Origin of the sequence: Devosia sediminis, assembly GCF_016411825.1 — a bacterium.
Lineage (GTDB): Bacteria > Pseudomonadota > Alphaproteobacteria > Rhizobiales > Devosiaceae > Devosia > Devosia sediminis.
Map to the genome: position 1 here is coordinate 990722 of NZ_JAEKMH010000002.1, position 24959 is coordinate 1015680.

Sequence of the window (24959 nt, forward strand, 5' to 3'; positions counted from 1 at the left end):
TTAACTGAATGTTGACCACGTCTGGCTTACCTCTTGGACAGTTAAAGAGGGCGCGCCATGAGCTACGAACAGTCTCCATACGACGATACGCGGATCGACGTTTCGGCTCTGCTGTCCGCCATTGTCCGCCGCTTGCCGCGCATTTTGCTGGTCACGCTGGCTTTGCTTGTTGCCGCCTTCGTGGTGCTGATGTTCCAGCCGCGCATGTATGAGTCGTCCTCGTCCATCCTGGTTGAGCCGCGGTCCAATCCTTATGTCCGCGCCTCCAATGAGCAGGCTCCCTCGCCCTCCGGCAACGAAGTTGGTGTTGTTTCGAGCCAGATCGAGCTGCTCAAGTCCCGCGATACGCTTTTGGGCGTCATTGATGCGCTGGATCTGCGGTCCGTGCCCGAATTCAACGGCACCGCCGCTGGCATGTCGCCGCTTGGCATCATCATGCAACTGGCCGGTCGTCGCGCCGCAACGCCGGAAAGCATCGACGAGACCGTGCTCAAGGCGCTGCACGATCGCCTGAATGTCGCCCAGGAACGTGATTCCCGCATCATCTCGGTCACTGTCAGCACCACCGATCCGGACCTGTCCGCTCGCATCGCCAATGCCGTTGCCGCAGCGCATGTCACCCGGCGTGCGCAATTGTCCATATCCGACACCGCCGATGCCTCCGGCTGGCTGCGGGCGGAAATCGACCGTCTCCGCGTCTCCGTCGAAGAGGCCGAATCTGCCGTCGCCGATTTCAAGGTCAACAACGACCTCTTCGTCGGCCAGAACAATACCAGCCTGCTCGACCAGCAGCTCTCCACCATTGCGGCCCAGATCACCGCGGCGCAGGAGCGGCACAATGCGGCTATGTCGCGCGCCTCCCTCATTCGTGGCCTTATCGAGCGTAATCAGCCGCTCGACAGTGTGCCCGACGTGCGCGACTCGGTCGTCATTCAGCGTTTGAGCGAAGACAAGGCGCGGCTGCAGGGCGAGCAGGCCCAGCTCTCCGCGACGCTGCTGTCCAACCATCCCAGCGTTCGCGCCCTCAATGCGCAGATTGCCGAACTGAATAACCAGATCCGCACCGAGGGTGCCCGCGTGGCCGATGCGCTGGAGGCCGAGGCGCAGATCGAATCCGATCTCGTCGCCTCGTCCCAGGCCGAACTCGCTCGCGCCAAGTCGACCGCATCCGTCGCGACCCGCGACACGGTGACCCTTGATAGCCTCGAACGCGAGGCCAAGGCCCAGCGCGACCTGCTCGAAGCCTATCTGCTGCGCTTCAACGAAGCGTCCTCGCGCGTCGATACCAATCTGGCTCTGCCCGACGTCCGGGTCGTGTCCGAGGCCGCCCCTTCGGTAACTCCGGCTTCGCCGAAGACGTCGCTCATCATGATCGCGGTTGGCGTGCTGTCGGTGATCATTCAGGTTGGCATCGTGGCCTTTGCCGAATTGATGTCCGGCCGCGTGCTGGTCCCTGCGACGCGTCCGCAGGCTGCGACCGACGCTCTCGACGAACCGCCCTTCGATGCCGCCGAGCTGGAACCCGAAGAGCGCTGGGCGGTGGAAGCCGATCCCATTCCGGTGGCCGTCGCTCCCCAGCCTGTGCCGGCCGAGCCCGCGCCTTCGATCCCGGTTGCGCCTGCTGCGGCTCCGGTCCGGTCGGCCCGTTCGCTGCTGGGCGATCTGCTCTCCCGGCGCCGTGATGATGAGACGGTTGCGCCAGAAGCAGAGGCGGCGCAGCCGCCCGTCGTGGACCCCGCGCCGGTGCGGGAAGCTCGTCGCGACGCTGCCGTTGCCGAAATTTCCGCGCACAAGCCAGCCCCGTCGCCGCGTCCGCGTGCTTCTGCTGGCGTCCTTCAGTATGCCGACCTTGTCTCCGACCTGATCCTGGGGCGCACCCATCTGCTGCTGCTGGCCGATCACGCCGAAGGGCAGGGGAGCTCGGCCCTGGCCGAGGATCTCGTGGGCGATGCACTGGCCAAGGGCCTCAGCGTTGCGCTGATTGATGCAGGCACCGGCCGCCGTGGCGGCAATGCGGGCATCAGCGACCTCAGCTCGGGCGCCGCCAGCTTCGGCGATGTGGTGCAAAAGTCCGCCGACAACGGCTTTGCCGAGGTCACCTGGGGCCGTGCCGTCGCGATCGATCGACGCTCCACCCGGCCGCAGACCCTGGTGGAGGCCCTGGGCGATATTTACGAAGTGGTCGTGGTTCTGACCGGCCAGGTTGGCGGTCGTTCCAGCCTCGACCTCTTCGCTGAATTGGGCGGGCGTATTGTCCTCGTGGCCGATGACGAGACCGCCATGGAACACGCCGAGGCCGCGCGCCGCTCGCTTGTGGATGCCGGCCTGTCACGGGTCGAAATCACGGCCCTGCGGGAAACCGTGGCCGCCTGAGCGGGACAAGACCATGTCGCTCAAATACACGGCCATCCGCGCCAGTTTCGAACTGCTTTGGCTGACGCGGATGCCGCACTTGTTCAGCCTGTTGTCCAGGTCGCGCGGCGTCATCCTGACCCTGCACCGGGTGCTGCCCGACGAGCCCGCGGATTTTTCGCCCAACGCCATCCTGCAGGTCACCCCTGACTTTCTCGATTATTGCCTCGAGCGCTTCGCCACGCTTGGCATCGACGTGGTGCCGATCGACGAGGCGCTGGAGCGGCTGGCAGCGCCACGCAAGGGGCGGCCCTTCATCGTCCTCACCTTCGACGATGCCTATCGAGACAATCTCCAATATGCCCTGCCGGTGCTGCAGGCGCACGAGGCACCCTTCACGCTCTACGTGCCCACCGCTTTTGTCGATGGCGTCGGCCAGCTCTGGTGGCAGGCGATCGAGGACATCATTGTGCGGCAAGAGGCGGTCGCTTTCACGGAGGGCGACGACACCGAATACGTCGACACCCGCACCACCGCGCAGAAGAACGAGGCTTTCAACCGGCTCTACTGGCGCATGCGCAAGCTGCCCGAGGCCGAGCGCCTGGCCTTGCTGGCGCAGTTCACCGCCGCCTATGGCTACGACCTCGATCGTCAGTGCCGCGAACTGATCATGGACTGGCAGCAATTGCGCCTATTCGCTGGCGATCCGCTCTGCACCATCGGGGCGCATACCGTGCACCACTACGAACTGGCCAAGCTGCCGGTCCAGCAGGCCGCCGACGAAATGATCCAGTCCGTCGACGTCATCGAGGCGCAGTTCGGCATCCGACCGGCGCATTTTTCCTATCCTCTGGGTGGGCCGCTGTCCTGCGGGCCGCGGGAATTCGCCCTGGCGCGCGAACTCGGTTTCCGCACTGCGGTCACCACGCGACCGGGCGGGCTCTACCCGCAACACCTCGAAAGCCTCACGGCCTTGCCGCGCGTGTCCCTCAACGGCTACTTCCAGAAACATCGCTATGTCGATGTTTTCGCGAGCGGGGGGCTCTTCACCCAATTGGGCAGGGTGATGCGCTGACCTAGAATGCCAGCGTTCCGCTCATCAGGCTGGTGATGAGGAAAACAGCATAGAAAAGCCCGCCGGTGATGGCGAGGGGCTTGGCCCAACCGATCGGAAGCGGCGTGAACTTCGCCATGGCCAGCGCCGCTATGGCAAGGAAGAGCCAGCAGGCGGAATGAAACCAGCGCAGGATGAACCAGGTGACGCCGGTCGCGCCATGGCTGGTGTCGAGAACCAGATAAATTGCCATGACCACCAATGCGCCCAGAGCCAGGATCGACCACGGCACGATCCAGAGCTTTTCCGCCAGCAGCCTATCGATTTGCCGCATCCGGCTTCGCCATCCACTTGATCAGCGGCATGGCCGGCAACATCCAGCCCATGCCCGCGACGATGAAAAAGCCGATAAGCACCAGGCCCGGCAGGCCCTCGGGCAGGAGGAGATAGATCCAGGTTGCCAGCACCGACCAGAGGATGATCGATCCCACGAGAAGGAAGGCGCCTAACAATTTGCGGCTGCGCTGGGTCATGTGCGGCATCTACGCTGTTGCGGGTAAGTGTGGCGAGGATTACCACTCCGCCAGACTGATCGAAACCGGAATAAAGCCGTGACCGCCATGCAAGATGCCGCACCGGGCCAAGTGAGTTATGCCAGCGACAGGCTGCGGCCGGTTCGCGTCTGGCTCTATTCGCTGGCCGCCTTCGTGCTGCTCATTGTCGTGGTCGGCGGCATTACCCGCCTCACCGAGTCCGGCCTCTCCATCACCTCCTGGAAGCCGCTGTCGGGCGTCATTCCGCCGCTCAACCAGGCCGAGTGGGAAGCCGAATTCGAGGCCTATAAGCAGATCCCGCAATTCCAGGTGCTCAACTCCTGGATGAGCCTCGACGACTTCAAGTACATCTTCTTCTGGGAGTGGTTCCATCGCCTTCTGGCGCGCGCCCTGGGCCTGGTCTTCCTTGTGCCCTTCGTCGTCTTCCTGTTCCAGAAGCGCCTGCCGCGCGACCTGGCATGGCCTCTGTTCGGCCTCTTCATCCTTGGCGGGTTTCAGGGAGCCCTGGGCTGGTGGATGGTGTCCTCGGGCCTTACCGAGCTGACCTCGGTGTCGCAGTACCGCCTCGCCGCCCACCTGACGGCCGCCTGCTTCCTGTTCATCGCGCTCATCTATGTGGCCCGCTCGATCTCGCCCGGCCGCGTCCTCGGGCGCGTCACGCCATTCCACCTGACGACAGGCGTCGTCCTGCTGATCGCCGTGGTGCTGCAGATCGGGGCAGGGGCCTTCGTTGCGGGTCTCGACGCCGGCATGGGCTACCAGACCTGGCCGCTGATGGATGGCGCCGTGATCCCCAACGGTCTCTTCGTCATGGATCCGGCCTGGCGCAACCTCTTCGAGAATGCACTGACGGTGCAGTTCATCCATCGTGGCATCGCCTATCTCATCGTCGCCTATGTGGTCTGGCTGCTCTGGAAGCGCCATGGGGATGGTGGCTTTGCGGGCGTCCATGGCTGGCTGCCGCGCATTGCCTTCATCGTCCTGCTGCAGGTCGGCCTCGGCATCGCCACGCTGCTGGCCAGCGTGCCCATCGGCCTCGCCGTCGGCCATCAGGCCCTGGCCTTCATGCTAGCGGGCCTTTCAGTCGCCTATATTGCCGACATGCGCAGAGTGCGGTAATATAATACCGCAACTGTAACCCGTTGTTTTTCAAGACAAAATTATTGGGTGTTGACGGCTCCGGGAATCTCCCCTAGAGACGCCGCCGAACTGGCCGGTCCCTGCGTGGGCCGGCTGCTTGAATTTTGAGGATTTCGATATGAGCACGTACTCGGCAAAACCGAGCGAGATCGAAAAGAAGTGGATCCTGATCGACGCCGATGGCCTCGTCGTGGGCCGCCTGGCTTCGATCATTGCCTCGCGTCTGCGCGGCAAGCACAAGCCCACCTTCACCCCCCACATGGACATGGGTGACAACATCATCGTCATTAATGCCGATAAGGTGAAGCTGACAGGTCGCAAGCTCGACCAGCACCGCTTCTACTGGCACACCGGCTTCCCCGGTGGCATCAAGGACCGCACCGCTCGAGAGCTGCTGGAAGGCCGCTTCCCGAACCGCGTCCTCGAAAACGCCGTTCGCCGCATGATGCCGGGTGGTCCGCTGACCCGCGCCCAGCTCAAGAACCTGCGCGTCTACGCCGGTACCGAGCACCCCCACGAAGCGCAGAACCCGACCAAGCTCGACGTCGCTGCGATGAACTCCAAGAACGTCCGGGTGAAGTAATATGGCTGAAACCATCAACTCCCTCGAAGACCTCGGCACCTCCGCTGCCGCTCCGGTCAACACCGCTCCGGTCCACACCCAGAAGCTCGACAGCCTCGGCCGCGCCTATGCCACCGGCAAGCGCAAGAACGCCGTCGCTCGCGTCTGGATCAAGCCGGGCAAGGGCACTGTCACCGTCAACGGCCGCGAATTCGCCAAGTACTTCGCCCGTCCGGTGCTGCAGCTCATCGTCAAGCAGCCGATCGTCGCTTCCGAGCGTCTCGATCAGTATGATGTCAACGTCACCGTCGCCGGTGGTGGTCTGTCCGGTCAGGCCGGTGCCGTCCGTCACGGTATCTCCAAGGCCCTGACCTACTTCGAGCCGACCCTGCGTCCGGTTCTGAAGAAGGGTGGCTTCCTGACCCGCGACAGCCGCGTCGTCGAGCGTAAGAAGTACGGCAAGGCCAAGGCCCGCCGCTCCTTCCAGTTCTCCAAGCGCTAAGCTTCAGGAACTCCGAATACGAAAGGGCCGCGCAAGCGGCCCTTTTTTTGTTTTGTGGCTCTGCTCAAAAAATGGACCACCCGATCAAGTCGGGTGGTGACGATGGTGATGGAAAGCGAACCCCTACACCGTCATTGCCCGGCTCGACCGGGCAATCCATCTGTCGTCAGGCTCGATCGAAGCGATTGTTCGCTAGCGCATCAGTTGGGCCAGATACTCCTCCAGCCCCACCCGCCCTCGCCACGGGCTTTCCGGCAGGTCCGGATTATCCAGCGTCGCCGCCGTCATACGCGCGAAACTCCGCGCCGACGCTTCCGAAAACCCCACTTGCCGGAAACTCTCCTCCCACTGCTCGCGCGGCGTCGTCGCGACAGCCACATCGCGCTTGAGCAGTCGGGAGAGAACAGCGGCGACGTCACCAAAGCTGTAGCGCTCCGGGCCTTCGACATAAGTGACGCCGACATCATCCACTCCAGTCAGCAGCAGTTCGACCGCTGCTCGTCCGATATCCTCGGGCGCCACCATGGGCAGCACGAAATCTTCAGGAAATGCCGTCGGCACCACACCTTCGCGGGCTGCATCCACCAGCATGTCGAGATTGGTGAAATAGTAGGCCGCCCGATTGATCGATGCCGGAATCCCGCTCGCCAGTGCCCGCTGCTCGAAGTCATGCAGCGTGGATAGGTCCCCGATACTGTCGCCCGTCTGCGCACCATAGGTCGAGGCAACGACGATCTTTTCCAGCCCGCTGCCATGAAGGGCATCGGTGATCGACCGCGCGGTTTCGAGTTCGGCGCGATTGCTGTCGCCAGTCGGGTCGCCCGGCGGGTTGAGGAGGAAGGCGCGGTTCCCGCGCGCAAAGACGGCGCCGAGCTTCCCCCTGTCCCGCACATCTGCCACCACCGGTTCGACGCCAGCGGCCTCCAGCTCGCGCGCCCGCTCGGCGCTATGCACCACGGCAAGCACCGGCTTCCCCGCCTCGCCAAGCCCTTTCACGACCTGCGACCCGACATGGCCCGTGGCTCCCAGAACGATGAACATGAGTTCTCCTCCATTTGCTGTCGCCAATGCGATGGAGAGCCAAGAGTTTCACGCGTCCATGACATACGGTGTCAGGGGATGGCGTCGAGAACCGGTTTTTGGAGAAACATGTCGTTGATCGTGCGGTCGCCGCGCCACGTGACGAACTGGTCGGCCCAGGGCTTGAACGGCTGCGGCACATCCCATGCGGGCGCATCGCTCAATGCATAGGCCATTCCCTCGCGAAACCATGCGGGATAGCTCATGGTCTCCACGGCCCCAAAATGCTCGAACTGCAGCCAGTGGATCAGCTCGTGCCGCACGATGTAGTCCTGCCATGATCGCCCGGCGATCAGCATGCCGAGGAATGGAAACGAGATCGCCCGCTCGGCGCCGCCGCCAAAACCGCGATAGCACGCTTCCGTCCGGCACAGCACGACAGCGAGTTCAGGCACGGCCAGCCCAATCTGATCCTCTAAATCGTCGATTGCAGCCTTGATCAGGGCCCGTGCTTGCGGCAGGTCGTTGGCCCGTTCAACGCAGATCCGATCCGCACAGGTGACACCGAACAGGGTTGGCGCGACCAATCTCAGCGGGGGTGCCAGCCACAGAGCCGAAAGAGCCGCCACCGCGCCCACGCCCACGATTCCTGCCCCGATCAGCGCCTTGTGCATGCTTCCCCCCAAGCTGCATGTGCCCATATCACCGGGACCGATCAAGGCCGGCCGCAGGAATATTCTATTCCCACTGGTCAACGCGTGGCCGGGCTTCCATATGAAGGGCGTCTTCAGAGCTCGTCATGCCCAGCCTCGTCACCCGCTTCCACCTCCTGCTTTTCGGCGTCACGCTGGCCATCGCCGGCGTGGCTGTGATGCACATTCCGCCGCATTTTGCCTTTCCCGCACACTGGCATGGCAGCAGCGCCGACTGGCTCTGGCCGCGTGATCTTGCCCTTGCCGTGCCCCCGCTGATCGAGATCGTGCTGATAACGGGCTTCTTTGTTCTCGGTCGGGCCCTGACCAGGAACCATTTGGCCAAGGTCCGGCACATTCTCGACCCGGCGCTGACCTTGCTCCTCGCCGTTGCCACGGCCTGCCAGGCGGGCCTGCTGTTGATCGGCATCGGCTCGGATTTCGATATGTTCCGCATTACGGCCTTCGGCCTGGCGGCGACGCTCCTGGTGCTGGCAGTGGTGATCTTCGAGGCCGAACGCCACTCCTACGCCGGCCTTAGGATGCCGTGGCCAATCCGCTCGGATCGTGCTTGGACCCTGGTCCACCGCACGAGCGGCCTTGCCGCCGGCGCCGCTGCCATAGTCCTTGCCTGGCTGGCATGGACCGATCCCGGGCCCGGTATCCTGAGCCTTGCCTTGGGAGCGAGTCTGTTAGGCCTGCCTCTCTTTGCAGGGATGCTGACCCTCCTGACACGGCCGCTGCGATAAGCCCTTGCTGCGCCCTGCGCATTTCGGGGCAGAATAATCCATTCCAACCGCGTGAGAACGCAATGCCATGCGCTGAATTCGGCGGCCTACCGGCGTAGTCTCTGGTCAATCACGAGGCTTTTTGCTCATATTTTGAGCAGTGAGTCTCCGTCTCCTGAAAGGCCAATCGAATGCCCACCGCTGTTTCGGCCGGCTCCGCTCCGCGCGCGCCCAAGCCGCTTTACCTCAATTTCGGATTTCAGGTCCTGGCCGCCATGGTCATCGGCCTCATCCTCGGCTACATCGCCCGCACCATGGGGCCCGATGCCGCTGGCAATGCCAACTGGCTGACCCAGACCCTCGCGACGGTCGGCTCATCCTTCGTATCGCTGCTGCGCGCCCTGGTGCCGGTCCTGGTGTTCACCGCCATTGTCGCCTCCATCGCCAATCTGCGCGAACTCAACAATGCGGCAAGGCTGGTGTGGCAGACGCTGCTGTGGTTCGCCATCACCGCGCTGATCGCGGTGGTCATCGGCATAACGCTGGGCCTCATCATCCAGCCCGGCGTCCATACTGCCGTCGCCGCCGAAGCCGCCCGCGCGCCGTCCTCGACCGGTTCCTGGCTCGATTTCCTCAAGGGCCTGATCCCGTCGAACTTCATCGGCCTTCAGGCATCGACCCGTGTTTCCGATAGCGGCGCGACCACCAGCCTCAATTTCAATGTGCTGCAGATCCTGATCGTGTCGATCGTCATCGGCATCGCGGCACTGCGCGTCGGCCCGGCCGCCGATGCCTTCCTGGCTTTCAACCGCTCCTTCCTCAAGATCATCCACAAGGTCCTGTGGTGGGTCATCCGCCTGACGCCCATCGGCACCATCGGTCTGCTCGGCAATGCCGTGGCGGTCTATGGCTGGGATGCCCTGGCGCAGCTCGGCTGGTACGCCGCGGCCATCTATATCGGTCTCGCCCTGGTGCTCTTCGTGGTCTATCCCGCGCTGCTCCAGGCCAATGGGCTCAATCCAATCCGCTATTTCCAGAGCGCCTGGCCGGCCATCCAGCTCGCCTTCGTCTCGCGTTCGTCGATCGGCACGCTGCCGGTTACCGAGCGCATTACCGAGAAGAACCTCGGCGTGCCACGTGAATACGCCGCCTTTGCCGTGCCGCTCGGCGCCACCACCAAGATGGATGGCTGCGCCTCGATCTACCCGGCGATCTCGGCCATCTTCGTCGCCCAGTTCTTCGGCATTTCGCTGGGCATCGAGCACTATCTGTTGATCGCCTTCGTGGCCGTCATCGGTTCGGCTGCAACGGCCGGCCTCACCGGCGCCACCGTCATGCTCACGCTGACTCTGTCGACCCTCGGCCTGCCGCTCGAAGGCGTCGGCCTGCTGCTCGCCATCGACCCGATCCTCGACATGGGCCGCACCGCGGTCAACGTTGCCGGTCAGGCGTTGATCCCGACCATCGTGGCCAAGCGCCAGGGCCTCCTCAACCAGGCCGTCTATGACCGCGGCGAGAGCGTCGAAAATCTCGACGCCGAAGCGGAAGCCGTCCCGGCGCAGTAAGCCGAAGCAAATGCATCAAGGGAAGGGGGCCGCAAGGCCCCCTTTTTCTTGTGCCACCGATCAGCAGCACTCCGGCTCTTCAGCCAGGTAAACGCCGTTTTCCCAGGAGAGCACGACCTCGTCCACGCCGTTGCGCTCTAGCGCCAGCACGCGCCAGTCATTGACCCAGCTATTGGTCAGGAACCACTCACCCGGCGCGCTGTTGGCCAAGACCGTGCCGCCAATCGGCACTTCCTGCCAGCCGCCCTTCTTGGTGGCGATATAGATGCGCGGATCGCACCCGGACGAGCCGCAGAAATAGCTGTTCTCTGAAAACGCGAACACATCGTCGCGCCCGTCATCGTTGAAATCGACATGCGCCACCGAAACGAACTCGTTCGGCACGCCGCTTTCTTCCGACATGGCGGCCTTGGCATGGGCGAGCCCCGCCGACGGCGCGGAAGAAAACACCAGTTCCTGTGCCAGTGTCGTCCCCATAAGCAGCGCGCCGACAGCAGTCGCCATAAGTATCCGCGATTTCATCTCCACCCCACCATCAGTCGTTCGAGCCCATGGAAGTGGTAAACGTTACCATACCTGGGGGTTTCGACAATCTTGAGCTTTGGCAGGCGCTGAAACAACACCCCCATCGATTCCTGTAGTTCGATCCTTGCCAGGGGTGCGCCGATGCAGAAGTGGATGCCGGCGCCAAAACTGACATTCGCCCCGTCGGTGCGGAATGGATCGAACGTGCCGGCATTGGCGAAGCGCGCCGGGTCGCGGTTGGCCGCGCCCAGCATCAGGCCGATAACATCGCCCTTGCGCAGCGAAATGCCGTCCACCTCGGTATCCATGAGCGCATAGCGCGTGAACAGATGCAGCGGCGCATCGAAGCGCAGACATTCTTCCACGGTCTTCTCGGCCTGCTCCGGCGTAGCGAACAGGCTCTGCGGATCAAGTCCGCTTTCAAGGATCGATTTGACCCCGTTGCCAGTCGTATGCACGGTTGCCTCATGGCCGGCATTGAGCAGCAGGATGGCGGTCGACATCACCTCCTCATCGCTGAGAACGTCGCCATCGCGGTCGGTAGTGAGCATGTGGCTGAGAAGGTCTTCCCGGGGCGCCTTGCGCCGCTCGGCGATGACACTGCGGAGATAGGCCATAAAATCCGCTGCCGCCTGGTTGGCGTCGAGCTCGGTCTCGCGGCTGACATTGTACATGTACATGGTCACCATGCGGTTGGACCAATTCAGTAGTTGCGGCGCCATCTCCGCCGACAGCCCGATCATTTCGGCAATGACGATGGCCGGGATCGGCGCGGCGAACGCCTTGATGAGGTCGACGCTCTCTTCGCCTTCAAAGCGGTCGATCATCTCATTGGCAAGCTGCCGGATGCGCGGGCGTAGCTGCTCCACCTGGCGCGACACGAAGGCGCGATTGACCAGAGTCCGTAACCGGGTGTGGTCCGGCGGCTCCAGATTGAGGAGCGAGTGTTTTTCCGTGAGGTCGAAATCGGCCACATGCGGTTTGGGCTCGGGCAGACCGATCTCTTCCCGCGTCGCCACATGCAGGATTTCCCGGCCGAAACGCTTGTCGCGTAACAGGGCGCTGACCGATCGGAAATCCGAAAAGCACCAGTGGCCATACTCTTTCCAGAAGAAGGCCGGGTGACCGGCATGCTGTTGGGCATAAAATGGGTAGGGGTTCTGGAAAAAGGCCGGATCCTGCGGCTGCGCGCTCGCGCTCAAGTGCTGCGGGACATCGGTGATCGGCTTGACTTGAATAATGGCGGCCATGGGTCTTCGGGGCTGAGAGGCTTTGATCGATTGGTCAAATCTAGAACCTGCCAGCACGTCTGCCTATGCCCTGCGCCTTGCTCTGCCCGAAAAAATCGCTAGGGAAGGGACACCAATTCCGTGGAGCAGTTCCCGTGAGCGATATCAGCTATTCCGACGCCATCGAGGCCATCTACACCTCGATCCGAAATGACAATGAAGACCTCGATACCCATATCGCGGCGCTCAAGGGCGCCATGGCCCGCGAGGGCGTCAAGGAAGCCAGTTTCGAAACTGTCAAGCTCGCGCAGGGCAATCGCCAGGGCCGCAAGCTCATGCAGGCCTATTTCCGCAAGAAGGGCATCGTGGTCAGCTTTACCTGATCGGATGGTTGCGGCGGCATTCACCTTGAACCCACAAGATTGGGAGCGGCTATTGAAGCCTGCCCCAATGCCGCCTATCTCTGCCTTTACCGCCCGTTAAGGCGGCGTCGCCTGCAATCAGCCAGTCGCGCTGATTCGATTTTCCGGCCATCCCCACTGTCCCTCCGAATGCGCGCTCGGGGCAGGGGATTGCCAAAACAACCAAGCCTGCCGCCCGGTCCGCGACCCGGGGCATGGCCAAGGGGCAAACTATGCGGGATCCGCACGATCTTTATATGAACACGCTCGTTCCCATGGTGGTCGAGCAGTCGAACCGGGGCGAACGCGCCTTCGACATCTACTCGCGCCTCCTGCGCGAGCGCATCATCTTCGTGACCGGCGTGGTCGAGGACAACATGGCCTCGCTGATCGTGGCACAGCTTCTGTTCCTCGAATCGGAAAATCCGAAGAAGGAAATCGCCCTCTACATCAACTCGCCCGGCGGCGTGGTGACGGCTGGCCTCTCGATCTACGATACCATGCAGTTTATCCGTCCGGCCGTCGCCACCATGGTCATGGGCCAGGCTGCCTCCATGGGTTCGCTGCTGCTCGCGGCCGGTGAAGCCGGCATGCGCTCGAGCCTGCCGAACTCTCGCGTCATGGTCCACCAGCCCTCCGGCGGCTTCCAGGGCCAGGTCACGGACATCCTGATTCATGCCAAGGAAGTCGAGGGTTTGAAGCGCCGTCTTAATCAGATTTATGAGAAGCACACGGGCCGCACCTACGAGGAAATCGAGAACGCCCTCGAGCGTGATCGCTTCCTCTCGCCGGAAGAGGCCAAGGCCTTCGGCCTCATCGATACCGTGATGGAAAAACGCGCCGTGCCCGAGGCATCCGTCTGACTTGGCGCGCGTTAAGCACAATGCTGATGCGCCGTGGACTGTGATCCAAGCGCAATTGCACCCAGCCGGAACGGCCTTTAAGGTCGTTTCGGCTTAGACTTTCTTTATGCCTTGGGCGTTAGCGTGCCTGCTGACGCTTGATTTTGGGGGTGCTCAACCCCCGGGAGTGACTGATGTCCAAAGAGACAACGAACGGCGAAACCTCCAAGAACACGCTGTACTGCTCGTTCTGCGGCAAGTCGCAGCACGAAGTGCGCAAGCTGATCGCCGGCCCGACCGTGTTCATCTGCGATGAATGCGTCGAACTGTGCATGGACATCATCCGCGAAGAGAACAAGACCTCCATGGTCAAGTCCTCCGAAGGCGTGCCCACCCCTGCCGAGATCTGCAAGGTGCTGGACGACTACGTCATCGGCCAGAGCCGCGCCAAGCGCGTCCTCTCCGTGGCTGTGCACAATCACTACAAGCGCCTGCACCACGCCTCCAAGAACCAGGACGTTGAACTCTCCAAGTCCAACATTCTGCTGATCGGCCCCACCGGTTCGGGCAAGACGCTTTTGGCCCAGACCATGGCGCGCATCCTCGATGTGCCTTTCACCATGGCCGACGCCACGACGCTGACCGAAGCTGGCTATGTCGGCGAGGACGTGGAAAACATCATCCTCAAGCTCCTGCAGGCCGCCGACTACAATGTCGAGAAGGCCCAGCGCGGCATCGTCTATATTGACGAAGTCGACAAGATTTCCCGCAAGTCGGACAATCCGTCGATCACCCGCGACGTTTCGGGTGAAGGCGTGCAGCAGGCCCTGCTGAAGATCATGGAAGGCACCGTTGCCTCCGTGCCCCCGCAGGGCGGCCGCAAGCATCCGCAGCAGGAATTCCTGCAGGTCGACACGACCAACATCCTGTTCATCTGCGGCGGCGCCTTTGCTGGTCTGGAAAAGATCATCTCGGCCCGCGGCGAAGGCTCGGGCATCGGCTTCTCGGCCACCGTCAAGGATCCGAACGACCGTCGCGTCGGCCAGGTTCTCGCCGATGTCGAGCCCGAAGATCTGGTCCGTTTCGGCCTCATCCCGGAATTCATCGGCCGTCTGCCGGTCCTCGCGACCCTGGAAGACCTCGATATCCCGGCCCTGATCGAAATCCTGACCGCGCCCAAGAACGCTCTGGTTCGCCAGTACCAGCGCCTCTTCCAGATGGAAGAGATCGAGCTGACCTTCCACGAAGATGCCCTCAAGGCCATCGCCGAGAAGGCCATCGAGCGCAAGACGGGTGCACGCGGCCTCCGCTCGATCATGGAAGCCATCCTCCTCGACACCATGTTCGATCTGCCCTCGCTCGAAGGCGTCGAGGAAGTGGTGATCTCGGAAGAAGTGGTGAAGGGCAAGGACGTGCGTCCGCTTTACATCTATTCCGAGCGCAAGAAGGACGAGGCTCCGGCCACCGCCTGATGCCTGCAAGCCTGCGGCAGACCGATCCGCTGGACCGATCTCAGCGGCAGTCTAAGAGCCGGAATTACCAATCCTTTACGGCCTCGGGCTTAAATGCCTGAGGCCGTATTGCTTTGTCTGGCCGTCAGGAGGCGCCGTGGACGCGGCCTTTACCCTCGATTTGCCGACGCTGGTGGTGGCGCGTGTTGTCAGCGTCATGGTCTTTGCCATCGCCGTGCCGATCATGACCTTGCGCCGCAATCGCCCCGAAACGGCGATCTTCTGCTGGTCGCTGGTCATGGCCATCGTGACCTGGGTCGCGCTGATTTCCGCAGTCGCTACCGACAGTCTCCTGGTCACCGCCATCTTTGCCTTCTGCATCAGCGCCACTGTCGCCCTGCAATGGGCCTCAATTGTCGTGCTCACCGGGCGAAAGGTGCATCTGGCCTGGTTTGTCGGGCCGCCCATCGTCGCTTTTCTCTCGGTACTGGCTTTCCGCGCGGATTCCTCGGGGGCAACCCTGCTCAGCGGCATCGTCCTCAGCATCCAGCTCGCCATCGCCTCGATTTTCGTTGCAGTGCACGGGTCCCGCGTGGTCCGGCGCAGCACGGCCCTCCTGATGTCCGCCGGCTACGCCATTTCCTTCTGCAGCGCGATCCTGCGACCCTTCCAGCAACTGGTTCTGGGCGAGGTGAACGCCTACGCGCTGTCCAGCGGCATCGAGAATACGCTTCCCTTCATCGGCAGCTATGTCGGCACCACGCTGATCATCCTGTCCTGGCTCGCCGCCCTCAAGGACAAGGCGGAGGCCCGTCTGGGCGACATGGCCTTCCGCGACGAGCTGACCGGTCTTGCCAACCGCCGCGCCATGCTCGAACAGGGCCGCAAGCTCTGGCGCAGCTCCCACTGGCAGGGCACCAGCTTTTCAATGGTCGCCATCGACCTCGACAATTTCAAGCGCATCAACGATCGCTGGGGCCACGACGAAGGCGATCGCGTCCTCGCCGCATTCGGCGCGGCGGTTTTGTCTGCCACTCCGGAGCCCGCTTTGGCGGCCCGCATGGGCGGGGAGGAATTCTGTCTCGTCTATGTCGGCGTCGACGCCCGCACGGCCCACGATTTTACCGAGCGCCTGCGCGATAGTTTTGCCGAGAGCCTGTCGCTACCCGATAGCACGCCGGTTCGCTTCAGCGCCGGCATTGCGCAGTCGGGCTCTGCCGATGATGGCATAGCCAGCGTCTATCGTCGGGCCGACGACGCGCTCTACCAGGCCAAGGCCAGCGGACGCGACTGTGCCGTCATCAGCACGGCTCTGGCCGCCTAGGCCTCCGTCACGAATTCCACCGGTCCCGGGTCCTCGCCGATGACCGAGCGGCCGAAAAGGCTGGCCACGAGGTCCACCATGACCGTAGCGGTCTTGCCGCCATGGTCGAGAAACGGGTTGAGTTCCACCACGTCCAGCGAGCCGACGACGCCGCTGTCATGCAGCATTTCCATCACCAGGTGCGCCTCGCGATAAGTGAGCCCCCCCGGCACCAGCGTGCCGCCGCCCGGCGCAATGGCAGGATCGATGGAATCGACGTCGAAGCTGACATGCAGATGCGCGCCCTGCGCCTTGGCCTTGTCGATCACCCGCTGGATCGCCGCGACGACGCCGATCTGGTCGATCTTGCGCATGTCCACCACTTCCACGCCGCGCGCCTGCACCAGCCGCCGCTCGTCGCGGTCGATGGAGCGCGCTCCGAAAATGGTGACATTGCGCGGGTCGATCCGTCCCAGCCACTCGCCACGGAAACTGTCGTCGAATTCCTTTTCGCCGCAGAGCAGCGCCAGCGGCATGCCATGGAGATTGCCCGAGGGCGAGGTCTCAGGCGTGTTGTAGTCGGCATGGGCGTCGATCCAGATCACATGCACCGGCTTGCGCTTCGGCAGGCAATGCCGCGCCACGGCAGACAGCGTCCCCATGGCGATCGAATGGTCGCCGCCCAGGAAGACCGGGAAATTCCCCGCCTCGAGGATGGCCAGCCCCGCGTCGCTGGCTCTGGCAGCAAGGTCAAGCACATCGGCCTTGCGCTCGTCGGGCAGGCGCGCGCTGGCGGGGTTGGTGGATATGTCGGGATGCGGGCGCCTCAGGTCGCCGTGGTCCGCAATGGCGAGATCAAGGTCGACCAGCGCCTCCAGCAGGCCCGCCACGCGCAGGGCTTCCGGTCCCATGCCGCAGCCGCGCACCGAGGCGCCGGAGGCTGTGGCAATGCCGAGAATGTCGATACGCTGGGTGCGGGCAGGGCTCATGGTCCGTCCTTCTGGTGATGCTGGTTCACAATGCTTGACACCGCCTTTGGCTCCTGAAATATGACTTTCGATTTCATATTTAGGAGGGCTCGATGCAGCTCACTCTGGCACGTCTGGTTGCCCCGGTCACGGTCGCAATCCTCGCCACTTTTGGCGCCGCCATCGCGCAGGAATATCCCCTCAGCATCGAGCATGCCCTGGGCACCACCGTGCTCGAGGCCAAGCCCGAGCGCATCGTCACGGTGCAGTGGGCCAATCACGAAGTGCCGCTGGCCCTGGGCGTTGTGCCGGTCGGCATGGCCGCCGCCAATTTTGGCGATGACGACGGCGATGGCCTGCTCCCCTGGGTCAAGGAAAAGCTCGAAGAGCTCGGCGCCGAAACGCCGGTCCTGTTCGACGAAGGCGACGGCATCGACTTCGAAGCGGTTGCCGCGCTCGATCCGGACGTGATCCTCGCCTCCTATTCCGGCCTCGACCAGCAGACCTACGACACGCTTAGCGAAATCGCCCCCGTCGTCGCCTATCCGGAAGCAGCCTGGTCGACCGACTGGCGCGACATGATCCGCTACAATGCTCTCGGCATGGGCATGCAGGCGGAAGGGGATCAGTTGATCGCCGACATCGAGGCCGACATTGCCGCCACCGTGGCCGAGTTCCCGGCCCTCGCGGACAAGCCGGCCATGTTCATCACCCATCTCGACACGACCAATCTGTCGACCATCAAATTCTACACCAATCACGACACCCGCGTGAAATTCTTCGAGGATCTGGGCCTGCAGATGCCGCAGAGCGTCATCGACGCTTCCGAAGGCGGCAGCTTCTCCGGCGAGGTCAGCGCCGAGAATATTGACGTGTTCGACGACGTGAAGCTCATCGTCACTTACGGCGGCCAGGAATTGATCGACGCTCTCAATGCCGATCCGCTGACTGCCAAGATGCCGGCTGTCGCCAACGGCGCCATCGTCACCCTGGGCAATGACCCGCTCGGCACCGCCGCCAACCCCACGCCCCTGGCGATTTCCTGGGTGCTCAAGGACTATGTGAAGTTGCTCGCCGACGCCGCCGCCAAGGTGCAGTAAGGCCGTCGTGACCACCACCGCTTCTATACGGGCGCCCGATCTTGGGCGCCCGAACCGTTTGAGGTTGGCCTGGCTGCTCCTCGTTCTGGGGCTGCTGGGCATCTGCTGCGCGCTGTCCGTCGCAATCGGCGCCCGCGACGTCGGCCTCGCCGATATTCTTGCCGCCTTCAACGGCCTCGCCGACACTATCGAGCAGGCTGCCGTCACCAAGCGCATTCCCCGTACCGTGCTGGCGGCCATTGCCGGAGCTGCGCTCGGACTTTCCGGCGCCGTGATGCAGGGCGTCACCCGTAATCCGTTGGCTGATCCCGGCATTCTCGGCATCAACATGGGGGCGGCCCTGGCGGTCGTCGTCGGCCTCGCCTGGTTCGGCCTGGCCGCTGCCCAGGCCTATATCTGGACCGCCATCTTTGGTGCCGCCGTCACGGCGGTCTTCGTTTTCGTCATCGGCTCGCTCGGCCGGGGCGGCGCCACGCCGCTCAAACTCGCTCTGGCTGGCACAGCCACCTCAATCGCTCTTGCCTCCTTCATCACCGCCGTTATCCTGCCGCGCAACGACATCGCCGAAGGTGCGCGCTCCTGGCAGATCGGCGGCGTCGGAGGCGCCACCTTCGACACCATCATCCAGATTCTGCCCTTCCTCGCTGCCGGCTTCCTGCTGTGCCTTTTGTCAGCTCGAAAGCTCAATTCCCTCGCCCTGGGCGATGAACTAGCTGCCGGCCTTGGCGAACGCGTCATGCTGGCCCGCGCCACAGCCTCCTTCGGTGCCGTCATCCTGGCCGGTGCCACCACCGCCATCTGCGGACCCATCGCCTTTGTCGGGCTGCTCGTGCCCCATGTCTGCCGGCTGCTCGTCGGCGTCGACCATCGCTGGCTCCTGCCGTTCTCGGCGCTGGGTGGCGCCATCCTGTTGCTCGCCTCCGATGTCATCGGCCGTATCATCGCGCGGCCGGGTGAACTCGATGTCGGCATCGTCACTGCCTTTGTCGGAGCGCCCATCTTCATCTGGATCGTCCAGCGCTATCGGGGGCGGGATCTGTGAGCGCCATCGTGCCGGTCACCGAGACGGATATCCTTGCCGTCGGCGCTATCCGTCGCCGTCAGGCCACGCGCCGCCGCATCGTCCTCGCCATCCTCGCCATTCTCGTGCTCGCCGCCTTCGCCACCACACTCATGGCCGGCAAGTCCTTCGTTCCGCCCCTCGAGGTCATCCAGATTCTGCTCGGCGCCGATATGGGCGGCGCCAATTTCACCGTGGGCACACTGCGCCTGCCGCGCGCCGTGCTCTCGGTTGTTGCCGGCCTCAGCTTTGGTCTCGGCGGCGCCGCCTTCCAGACCCTGCTCCGCAATCCGCTCGCCAGTCCTGACATCATCGGCATCAGCTCGAGCGCCAGCGCCGCGGCGGTCTTTGCCATTGTCGTCCTCTCGCTCGATGGAGCCGGCGTCGCCTTCTTTGCCGTCACTGCCAGTCTGGTCGTGGCTGGGTTCATCTTCGTGCTGTCCTTCCGGCGCAGCGGATTCGGCGCGCGGCTCATTCTCACCGGCATCGGCGTCGCGGCCATCTGCCAGAGCATCATCTACTATGTGCTCTCTCGCGCGCCGGTATGGGATGCGGCCGAGGCGCTGCGCTGGCTCACCGGCAGCGTCAACGGCGCGGCCTGGGGCCAGATCGGTCCGGCGGCGCTGGTGCTCGTCATTGCCGGCTCGGTCCTGCTCAGCCGCGCCCGCGCGCTCGAAAACCTCCGCCTGGGCGAGGACACCGCCGCAGCCCTGGGCGAACGGGTCAACCTTTCGCGCGTGCTCATCATCATGGCCGCCGTGGCGCTCATTGCCTTCGCGACCGCCGCCGCCGGTCCCGTCGCCTTCGTGGCCTTTCTCTCCGGCCCGATCGCAACGCGCCTCGTGGGCCATTACGGGTCCGCGCTGATCCCCTCGGCGTTGACCGGCGCCCTGCTGGTGCTGGTTGCCGATTTCGCCGGACAATACCTGCTCGGCGCGCGTTTTCCCGTCGGCGTCGTCACCGGTGCCTTGGGCGCGCCATATCTGATCTATTTGATTGTCGTCTCCAATCGCGCCGAGAAGACGTGACGCCGCATACGCCTGCGCATGCAAGGCACAGCAGTGTTTCCGGCTTGCACGCATATCTCCTGTGCGAAGTAACGCTATCGGTCACAAAACCGCAAAGGTTGACTTGCGAGCAGGGTGGTCCACCCTATTTATTAACCTGAATCGCCCAGCCTTTTCTGGATTGGGCAGTCGCAATACGGGCGCGCTACCACTCCTCCCTCCGGCGCGCCCCGGAAAGGAAATGTGATGTCGGACGTTACCTCCACCGGCGAAACAAGCCGGGACCGGGTTTACCCGGTCCTCCCCCTGCGCGACATCGTCGTCTTCCCAGGTATGATCGTGCCGCTCTTCGTGGGCCGCGAGAAGTCCGTCAAGGCGCTCGAAGAAGTCATGCGCGACGACAAGCACATTCTGGTTGTCACCCAGAAGAACGCGCAGGACGATGATCCGGCGCCGGATCAGATTTACCCCACGGGCACCATTGCCACCGTGCTGCAGTTGCTGAAACTCCCCGACGGCACCGTCAAGGTTCTCGTGGAGGGGCTCAGCCGCGCCACCATCGACACCTACCTCCAGACCGAGGACTATTTCGAAGCCGAGGCTTCGGTGCTCCCGGAGCCCGAGGAAGACGCCACCGAGATTGAGGCCCTGGCTCGTTCCGCTCAGTCCGAGTTCGAGAACTACGTCAAGCTCAACAAGAAGATCTCGGCCGAGGTGGTCGCTGCCGTCGGGCAGATCGAGAATGCATCCAAGCTGGCTGATACCATCGCCAGCCACCTCGTCATCAAGATCCCCGAAAAGGAAGATCTGCTGCTGACCGTGTCGGTCATCGAGCGCCTGCAGAAGGTCATCGGCCTCATGGAAGGCGAGATCGGTGTGCTGCAGGTGGAAAAGCGCATTCGCAGCCGCGTCAAGCGGCAGATGGAAAAGACCCAGCGCGAATACTACCTCAACGAGCAGATGAAGGCGATCCAGCGCGAGCTGGGCGATGGCGAAGATGGGGCCAACGAGGTCACGGAGCTCGAAGAGCGCGTCGCCAAGACCAAGCTTTCCAAGGAAGCCAAGGCCAAGGCCGAAGGCGAGATCAAGAAGCTCAAGGGCATGAGCCCGATGTCGGCCGAAGCCACGGTGGTCCGTAACTACCTCGATACGCTTCTCGGGCTCCCCTGGGGCAAGAAGAGCAAGGTCAAGCGCGACCTGGCTCTGGCCGAAAAGGTCCTCGATGCAGATCACTACGGCCTTGAGAAGGTCAAGGAGCGCATCCTCGAATACCTGGCCGTGCAGGCCCGTACCGGCACGCTCAAGGGCCCGATCCTCTGCCTCGTCGGCCCTCCGGGCGTCGGCAAGACCTCGCTCGGCAAGTCGATCGCCAAGGCGACCGGCCGTGAATTCGTGCGTATGGCCCTCGGCGGCGTCCGTGACGAGGCCGAGATCCGTGGCCACCGCCGCACCTATATCGGCTCCATGCCCGGCAAGATCATCCAGTCGCTCAAGAAGGTGGGCAAGAACAACCCGCTCTTCCTGCTCGACGAGATCGACAAGATGGGCCAGGACTTCCGCGGCGATCCGTCTTCGGCCCTGCTCGAAGTGCTCGATCCGGAACAGAACAACACGTTCAACGACCACTACCTGGAAGTCGATTTCGACCTCTCGGACGTGATGTTCGTGACCACCTCGAACACGCTCAACATTCCGGGCCCGCTGATGGACCGCATGGAGATCATTCGCCTCTCCGGTTACACCGAAGAAGAGAAGCACGCGATCGCCAAGCAGCACCTGATGCCCGAAGCCGCCAAGGAAAACGGCGTGGCGCATGACGAATTCGTGCTCTCCGACGAGATGCTGATGAAGGTTATCCGCGGCTATACCCGCGAAGCCGGCGTCCGCAATCTCAAGCGCGAAATTTCCAAGCTGATGCGCAAGGCCGTGACCGAGATCGTCAAGACCAGGGTCAAGTCGATCGAGATCACCGACGAGAAGCTGGCCGAGTATCTCGGGCCGATGATCTTCAAGCATGGCGAGATCGAAGCCGAAGCCCAGGTGGGCCTCGTCACTGGCCTCGCCTGGACCTCTGTCGGCGGCGAAATGCTGACCATCGAAGGCGTGATGACGCCGGGCAAGGGCCGCATGTCGGTCACCGGCAACATCAAGGAAGTGATGAAGGAGTCGCTGACCGCGGCGCAGGCCTACGTGAAGTCGCGGAGCATCGACTACGGCATCAAGCCGCCCATGTTCGATACGCGTGACATCCACGTCCACCTGCCCGAAGGTGCCACCCCCAAGGATGGTCCCTCGGCCGGTATCGGCCTGGCCACTGCCATCGTCTCGGTGATGACCGGCATTCCGGTGCGCAACGATGTCGCCATGACCGGCGAGATCACGCTGCGGGGCAGGGTCCTGCCCATCGGCGGCCTCAAGGAGAAGCTGCTCGCGGCCCTGCGCGGCGGCATCAAGACTGTGCTGATCCCCGAAGAGAACGTCCGCGATCTCCAGGAGATTCCTGACATCGTCAAGGAAGGCATGGAGATCGTCCCGGTCTCCCGCATGGACCAGGTCATCGAACGCGCTCTGGTGCGCAAGCCCGAAGCCATCGAGTGGAACTTCGACGCCGAACCCGCCGTCGCCACCAAGACCGAACCGGTCGACGACGCCGGCGTCAGCGTCACCCACTGATCGCAGCACACTCCAAATGAAAATGGCGGCCCTCGGGCCGCCATCTTTGTTTTGAAGAGGCAGTCACGCCCATCGTTCCGCCCTCGAACCGAGGGCCACTCCTTGCGACCACCGGAGCGCTTGTGCTGCTGAGAATGGCCTGCGGTTCGCGCCCGAGGCGGGCCGATGGGCTCTTCGCTGGTGGGATCAGCTACCGCTGGTAGCGTCGCCGACCGGCGTCACCTTGCTGAGGGAGATGTTGACCGGGTTGCGCGGAATGAACAGGTGGTCGACGCCGACCCCGCGTGGCACATATTTGCCGCGATGCAGCCAGAACGCGTCGCCGCAGGCCTCGCGCGCCATGTCCACCATCGCGTGCATCTGTTCGGCATTGCGCGAGGTCATCTCCACCCAGACGAAGCCGCGATCCGTCGCCGGCTGGCGCGTGAAGCGAACCCCGATGCCCTGGCCGGGATTGATCTGCATCTGCGGGATATGCTGGCGCAACCGGGCGAAGAAATTTGACGCGCAATAGTCGGGTACGCAGACTTCGAGATTGCGGATGCGCCGGTGCCCATCGCGAAAAATCTTGCCCACCAGCTCCTTGGCGGGCACGCCTGTCCAGGGTGCCAGCACCTGCTCGGCCGGCCCGACGATCCGCAGCCGCCCGCGCAGGCGAAGGCTCAGCAGCAGCTTCTGCATCAGGGCCGGCGAGCCGCGCATCGGCGCAAATGGTCCCCGGTCTTTCGGGCGGTTCTCGCCCACCGGGTTGACGTTGTAGACCATCAGCTCGTGGCTGCGCGGATACCAGTGCACCGTGGTGCTGAAATTGGCGCGGTAGCCACCGTCGACATAGTGCTCGAGCCGCGTGTCCGGATGCCATTCGATGACATTGGCCAGCCGCTGGTTGGACTGGCAGCGGAAGGTCACCTCCGTCACCACGATGCCGGTCTCGGCTCGCAGCTTGTCCCACACGGCATCGTCACGGCGCAGATACACTTCCACACCATCCTTGCCGATATAGCGGATGGCAGAGATCAGGTCGTAGACAGAAATATAATCGGCACTGCTGCCGTGAACCTCGGCGAAAAAGCACGCTCCGGCGGAGATGTCGACGAATTCGGGCAGGGTGCCCAGCGTCAATCCCCGCGGCGCGAGAAAATCCAGCATGGCGCGCAGCGTCGTCCCGGCGCGCACCGTGAACTCATCGCCTTCGAGCCCGACTATGCCGGCATAGTGGCCCATCACCAGTTGGTCGGAGCTCAGCTTGTCGTTGAACCACAGGAAATAGCCGCGCCCAATGGTGTGGAAGGGTTTGCCGCTTGAGACGACGCTGCGGATGGCCTCGAGGTCCTTTGCCGGCACCACGCGTGCCGCCGGTTCGAAGAATTCGCCCAGCGCACGGTTGGTGGTGATGCCGCTGAGGCGACGCACCTTTTGCGTATCCACGGTCACGTCATGCGCTAGGAACCACAGCGTCGACGGGATGGCGGCGCCCGCTGCTCCCGCCAGCCAGTCCGGCGCCAGGAACATCGGCCGCCCGGCAAGGCCTGCCGCGTGGCGGAAATAATCGTCCGACGAAACATCGAGATCGCCGAGGTTGACCACCTCGTTGACCACACCATTGTCGATCAGCGCCAGCAATTGCGCGCTCAGATCCTCGACATGGATGAGGTTGAATGTGCGGTTCTTGAGACCGACAGGAGCCCAGCGCATGGCATCGACAATGCCGCTCGACCACTGCATATGCGGGCCCATGACCACTGTCGGCCGCACGATCAGGTAATCGATCCCCTTGGCCTTGCAGACCTCGATGACGCGCTTTTCCTCGACGAGCTTCAGACGCGTATAGGCGTCGAGCTTGCCCTTCTCTTCGAGGTCCAGCGACTCGTCCTGTACCGGATGGGCAACCGGGTCGAGCGCGGAATAGACCACCTGCGAGCTGAAATAAACGAAGAGCCGGCACTGGCCGGGCCGAATCAGGGCCAGCAGTTTTTCGGTGACCGACCGGTTGGCGGGGATGAAGTCCTTGCCGCGCGCTCGGGTGTTGAGCGCCGCATGCACCACCACGTCGGCCTGCTGCACCGCTTCTGCCAGGCCATTCTCATCGCCAAAAGCCACCGTTTCGCTGCCCGCATGCTGGGGCAGGGTGCGATAGACGGCGCAAACGTCATGCTTGGACGAGAAGGTCTTAAGCAATTGCCGCCCAATACCGCCTCCCGCTCCAACCAGGCAGATCTTCACGTGCGTGC

Annotated in this window: 23 protein-coding genes; 15 read left to right on the plus strand and 8 right to left on the minus strand. The window is 63.3% G+C overall.

Annotation, left to right across the window (positions count from 1 at the left end; translation table 11 throughout):
- The first annotated feature begins 57 nt into the window (after positions 1-57).
- Together JEQ47_RS12050 and JEQ47_RS12055 are read left to right on the plus strand one after the other, a co-directional pair.
- The gene (locus tag JEQ47_RS12050) at positions 58-2373 is read left to right on the plus strand and encodes a GumC family protein (RefSeq protein WP_198876637.1); all 2316 of its coding nucleotides are present in this window, start codon (positions 58-60) and stop codon (positions 2371-2373) included.
- A gap of 13 nt (positions 2374-2386) precedes the next feature.
- Positions 2387-3427, plus strand: a complete 1041-nt coding sequence (locus tag JEQ47_RS12055) for a polysaccharide deacetylase family protein (protein ID WP_198876638.1) — start codon at positions 2387-2389, stop codon at positions 3425-3427.
- A 1-nt stretch (position 3428) separates the two neighbouring features.
- Here the strand turns inward: JEQ47_RS12055 and JEQ47_RS12060 are convergent, their stop codons facing one another.
- Complete coding sequence (locus JEQ47_RS12060; RefSeq protein WP_198876639.1) at positions 3429-3740, minus strand: hypothetical protein; 312 nt, start codon at positions 3738-3740, stop codon at positions 3429-3431.
- The gene (locus tag JEQ47_RS12065; RefSeq protein ID WP_198876640.1) at positions 3724-3939 is read right to left on the minus strand and encodes a DUF2842 domain-containing protein; all 216 of its coding nucleotides are present in this window, start codon (positions 3937-3939) and stop codon (positions 3724-3726) included. The genes JEQ47_RS12060 and JEQ47_RS12065 overlap by 17 nt, the downstream gene beginning before the upstream one ends.
- Before the next feature lie 78 nt (positions 3940-4017).
- Here JEQ47_RS12065 and JEQ47_RS12070 point away from each other — a divergent pair, with 78 nt between their 5' ends.
- From JEQ47_RS12070 to rpsI, 3 genes are all read left to right on the plus strand, one after another.
- Positions 4018-5079: a COX15/CtaA family protein gene (locus tag JEQ47_RS12070; RefSeq protein ID WP_407931780.1), complete on the plus strand. Its 1062-nt coding sequence runs from the start codon at positions 4018-4020 to the stop codon at positions 5077-5079.
- 139 nt (positions 5080-5218) lie between these two features.
- Positions 5219-5683 (plus strand): 50S ribosomal protein L13, encoded by a 465-nt coding sequence (gene rplM / locus JEQ47_RS12075; RefSeq protein WP_198876641.1) that lies wholly within the window; start codon positions 5219-5221, stop codon positions 5681-5683.
- Position 5684: 1 nt separating this feature from the next.
- Positions 5685-6164, plus strand: coding sequence for a 30S ribosomal protein S9 (gene rpsI / locus JEQ47_RS12080; RefSeq protein WP_198876642.1), 480 nt, complete (start codon positions 5685-5687; stop codon positions 6162-6164).
- 192 nt (positions 6165-6356) lie between these two features.
- Here the strand turns inward: rpsI and JEQ47_RS12085 are convergent, their stop codons facing one another.
- Positions 6357-7205 carry an NmrA family NAD(P)-binding protein gene (locus JEQ47_RS12085; protein WP_198876643.1) on the minus strand — a complete coding sequence of 283 codons (849 nt, stop codon included), beginning with the start codon at positions 7203-7205 and terminating at the stop codon, positions 6357-6359.
- A 71-nt stretch (positions 7206-7276) separates the two neighbouring features.
- Entirely contained in the window at positions 7277-7858 is a 582-nt protein-coding gene (locus JEQ47_RS12090; protein WP_198876644.1) for a hypothetical protein, read from the minus strand.
- A gap of 125 nt (positions 7859-7983) precedes the next feature.
- On the opposite strand from JEQ47_RS12090, the gene JEQ47_RS12095 reads away from it, so the two are divergent.
- A complete protein-coding gene (locus JEQ47_RS12095; RefSeq protein WP_198876645.1) occupies positions 7984-8625 on the plus strand; it encodes an SdpI family protein in 642 nt (213 codons plus the stop codon).
- Between the two features lie 170 nt (positions 8626-8795).
- The gene (locus JEQ47_RS12100) at positions 8796-10169 is read left to right on the plus strand and encodes a dicarboxylate/amino acid:cation symporter (protein WP_198876646.1); all 1374 of its coding nucleotides are present in this window, start codon (positions 8796-8798) and stop codon (positions 10167-10169) included.
- Positions 10170-10229: 60 nt separating this feature from the next.
- Here the strand turns inward: JEQ47_RS12100 and JEQ47_RS12105 are convergent, their stop codons facing one another.
- Both JEQ47_RS12105 and JEQ47_RS12110 read right to left on the minus strand, forming a co-directional pair.
- Complete coding sequence (locus JEQ47_RS12105) at positions 10230-10673, minus strand: hypothetical protein (protein WP_198876647.1); 444 nt, start codon at positions 10671-10673, stop codon at positions 10230-10232.
- 14 nt (positions 10674-10687) lie between these two features.
- Positions 10688-11944: a cytochrome P450 gene (locus JEQ47_RS12110; protein WP_198876648.1), complete on the minus strand. Its 1257-nt coding sequence runs from the start codon at positions 11942-11944 to the stop codon at positions 10688-10690.
- A gap of 134 nt (positions 11945-12078) precedes the next feature.
- Between JEQ47_RS12110 and JEQ47_RS12115 the strand changes: the two genes are divergently transcribed.
- The 4 genes from JEQ47_RS12115 to JEQ47_RS21055 all read left to right on the plus strand — a co-directional run bounded on the left by JEQ47_RS12115 (position 12079) and on the right by JEQ47_RS21055 (position 15941).
- A complete protein-coding gene (locus tag JEQ47_RS12115) occupies positions 12079-12306 on the plus strand; it encodes a hypothetical protein (RefSeq protein ID WP_198876649.1) in 228 nt (75 codons plus the stop codon).
- Positions 12307-12557: 251 nt separating this feature from the next.
- Entirely contained in the window at positions 12558-13187 is a 630-nt protein-coding gene (locus tag JEQ47_RS12120; protein WP_198876650.1) for an ATP-dependent Clp protease proteolytic subunit, read from the plus strand.
- A 173-nt stretch (positions 13188-13360) separates the two neighbouring features.
- Complete coding sequence (clpX, locus tag JEQ47_RS12125; RefSeq protein WP_198876651.1) at positions 13361-14638, plus strand: ATP-dependent Clp protease ATP-binding subunit ClpX; 1278 nt, start codon at positions 13361-13363, stop codon at positions 14636-14638.
- Between the two features lie 136 nt (positions 14639-14774).
- Positions 14775-15941, plus strand: a complete 1167-nt coding sequence (locus JEQ47_RS21055; protein WP_198876652.1) for a GGDEF domain-containing protein — start codon at positions 14775-14777, stop codon at positions 15939-15941.
- On the opposite strand, the gene rocF is transcribed toward JEQ47_RS21055, so the two are convergent.
- Positions 15938-16909, minus strand: coding sequence for an arginase (gene rocF / locus JEQ47_RS12135; RefSeq protein WP_198876653.1), 972 nt, complete (start codon positions 16907-16909; stop codon positions 15938-15940). The two genes, JEQ47_RS21055 and rocF, sit on opposite strands and share 4 nt — an antisense overlap.
- 92 nt (positions 16910-17001) lie before the next feature.
- On the opposite strand from rocF, the gene JEQ47_RS12140 reads away from it, so the two are divergent.
- The 4 genes from JEQ47_RS12140 to lon all read left to right on the plus strand — a co-directional run bounded on the left by JEQ47_RS12140 (position 17002) and on the right by lon (position 22728).
- Positions 17002-17988 (plus strand): iron-siderophore ABC transporter substrate-binding protein, encoded by a 987-nt coding sequence (locus tag JEQ47_RS12140; protein ID WP_198876654.1) that lies wholly within the window; start codon positions 17002-17004, stop codon positions 17986-17988.
- A gap of 7 nt (positions 17989-17995) precedes the next feature.
- Entirely contained in the window at positions 17996-19030 is a 1035-nt protein-coding gene (locus tag JEQ47_RS12145) for a FecCD family ABC transporter permease (protein ID WP_198876655.1), read from the plus strand.
- Entirely contained in the window at positions 19027-20076 is a 1050-nt protein-coding gene (locus tag JEQ47_RS12150; RefSeq protein ID WP_407931781.1) for a FecCD family ABC transporter permease, read from the plus strand. The genes JEQ47_RS12145 and JEQ47_RS12150 overlap by 4 nt, the downstream gene beginning before the upstream one ends.
- Positions 20077-20301: 225 nt before the next feature.
- Entirely contained in the window at positions 20302-22728 is a 2427-nt protein-coding gene (lon, locus tag JEQ47_RS12155; protein WP_198876656.1) for an endopeptidase La, read from the plus strand.
- 186 nt (positions 22729-22914) lie between these two features.
- On the opposite strand, the gene JEQ47_RS12160 is transcribed toward lon, so the two are convergent.
- Positions 22915-24951: an NAD-dependent epimerase/dehydratase family protein gene (locus JEQ47_RS12160; RefSeq protein ID WP_198876657.1), complete on the minus strand. Its 2037-nt coding sequence runs from the start codon at positions 24949-24951 to the stop codon at positions 22915-22917.
- Positions 24952-24959: the final 8 nt, after the last annotated feature.

What these genes read in the sequence shown, in the direction of transcription:
- JEQ47_RS12060 (WP_198876639.1), bottom strand. Translation starts at nt 3,740, where the DNA reads ATGCGGCAAATCGATAGGCTGCTGGCGGAAAAGCTCTGGATCGTGCCG.
- lon (WP_198876656.1), top strand. Translation starts at nt 20,302, where the DNA reads ATGTCGGACGTTACCTCCACCGGCGAAACAAGCCGGGACCGGGTTTAC.
- JEQ47_RS12065 (WP_198876640.1), bottom strand. Translation starts at nt 3,939, where the DNA reads ATGACCCAGCGCAGCCGCAAATTGTTAGGCGCCTTCCTTCTCGTGGGA.
- JEQ47_RS12110 (WP_198876648.1), bottom strand. Translation starts at nt 11,944, where the DNA reads ATGGCCGCCATTATTCAAGTCAAGCCGATCACCGATGTCCCGCAGCAC.
- clpX (WP_198876651.1), top strand. Translation starts at nt 13,361, where the DNA reads ATGTCCAAAGAGACAACGAACGGCGAAACCTCCAAGAACACGCTGTAC.
- JEQ47_RS12105 (WP_198876647.1), bottom strand. Translation starts at nt 10,673, where the DNA reads ATGGCGACTGCTGTCGGCGCGCTGCTTATGGGGACGACACTGGCACAG.
- JEQ47_RS12055 (WP_198876638.1), top strand. Translation starts at nt 2,387, where the DNA reads ATGTCGCTCAAATACACGGCCATCCGCGCCAGTTTCGAACTGCTTTGG.
- JEQ47_RS12085 (WP_198876643.1), bottom strand. Translation starts at nt 7,205, where the DNA reads ATGTTCATCGTTCTGGGAGCCACGGGCCATGTCGGGTCGCAGGTCGTG.
- rocF (WP_198876653.1), bottom strand. Translation starts at nt 16,909, where the DNA reads ATGAGCCCTGCCCGCACCCAGCGTATCGACATTCTCGGCATTGCCACA.
- JEQ47_RS12100 (WP_198876646.1), top strand. Translation starts at nt 8,796, where the DNA reads ATGCCCACCGCTGTTTCGGCCGGCTCCGCTCCGCGCGCGCCCAAGCCG.
- JEQ47_RS12090 (WP_198876644.1), bottom strand. Translation starts at nt 7,858, where the DNA reads ATGCACAAGGCGCTGATCGGGGCAGGAATCGTGGGCGTGGGCGCGGTG.
- rplM (WP_198876641.1), top strand. Translation starts at nt 5,219, where the DNA reads ATGAGCACGTACTCGGCAAAACCGAGCGAGATCGAAAAGAAGTGGATC.
- JEQ47_RS12050 (WP_198876637.1), top strand. Translation starts at nt 58, where the DNA reads ATGAGCTACGAACAGTCTCCATACGACGATACGCGGATCGACGTTTCG.
- rpsI (WP_198876642.1), top strand. Translation starts at nt 5,685, where the DNA reads ATGGCTGAAACCATCAACTCCCTCGAAGACCTCGGCACCTCCGCTGCC.
- JEQ47_RS12095 (WP_198876645.1), top strand. Translation starts at nt 7,984, where the DNA reads ATGCCCAGCCTCGTCACCCGCTTCCACCTCCTGCTTTTCGGCGTCACG.
- JEQ47_RS12140 (WP_198876654.1), top strand. Translation starts at nt 17,002, where the DNA reads ATGCAGCTCACTCTGGCACGTCTGGTTGCCCCGGTCACGGTCGCAATC.
- JEQ47_RS12120 (WP_198876650.1), top strand. Translation starts at nt 12,558, where the DNA reads ATGCGGGATCCGCACGATCTTTATATGAACACGCTCGTTCCCATGGTG.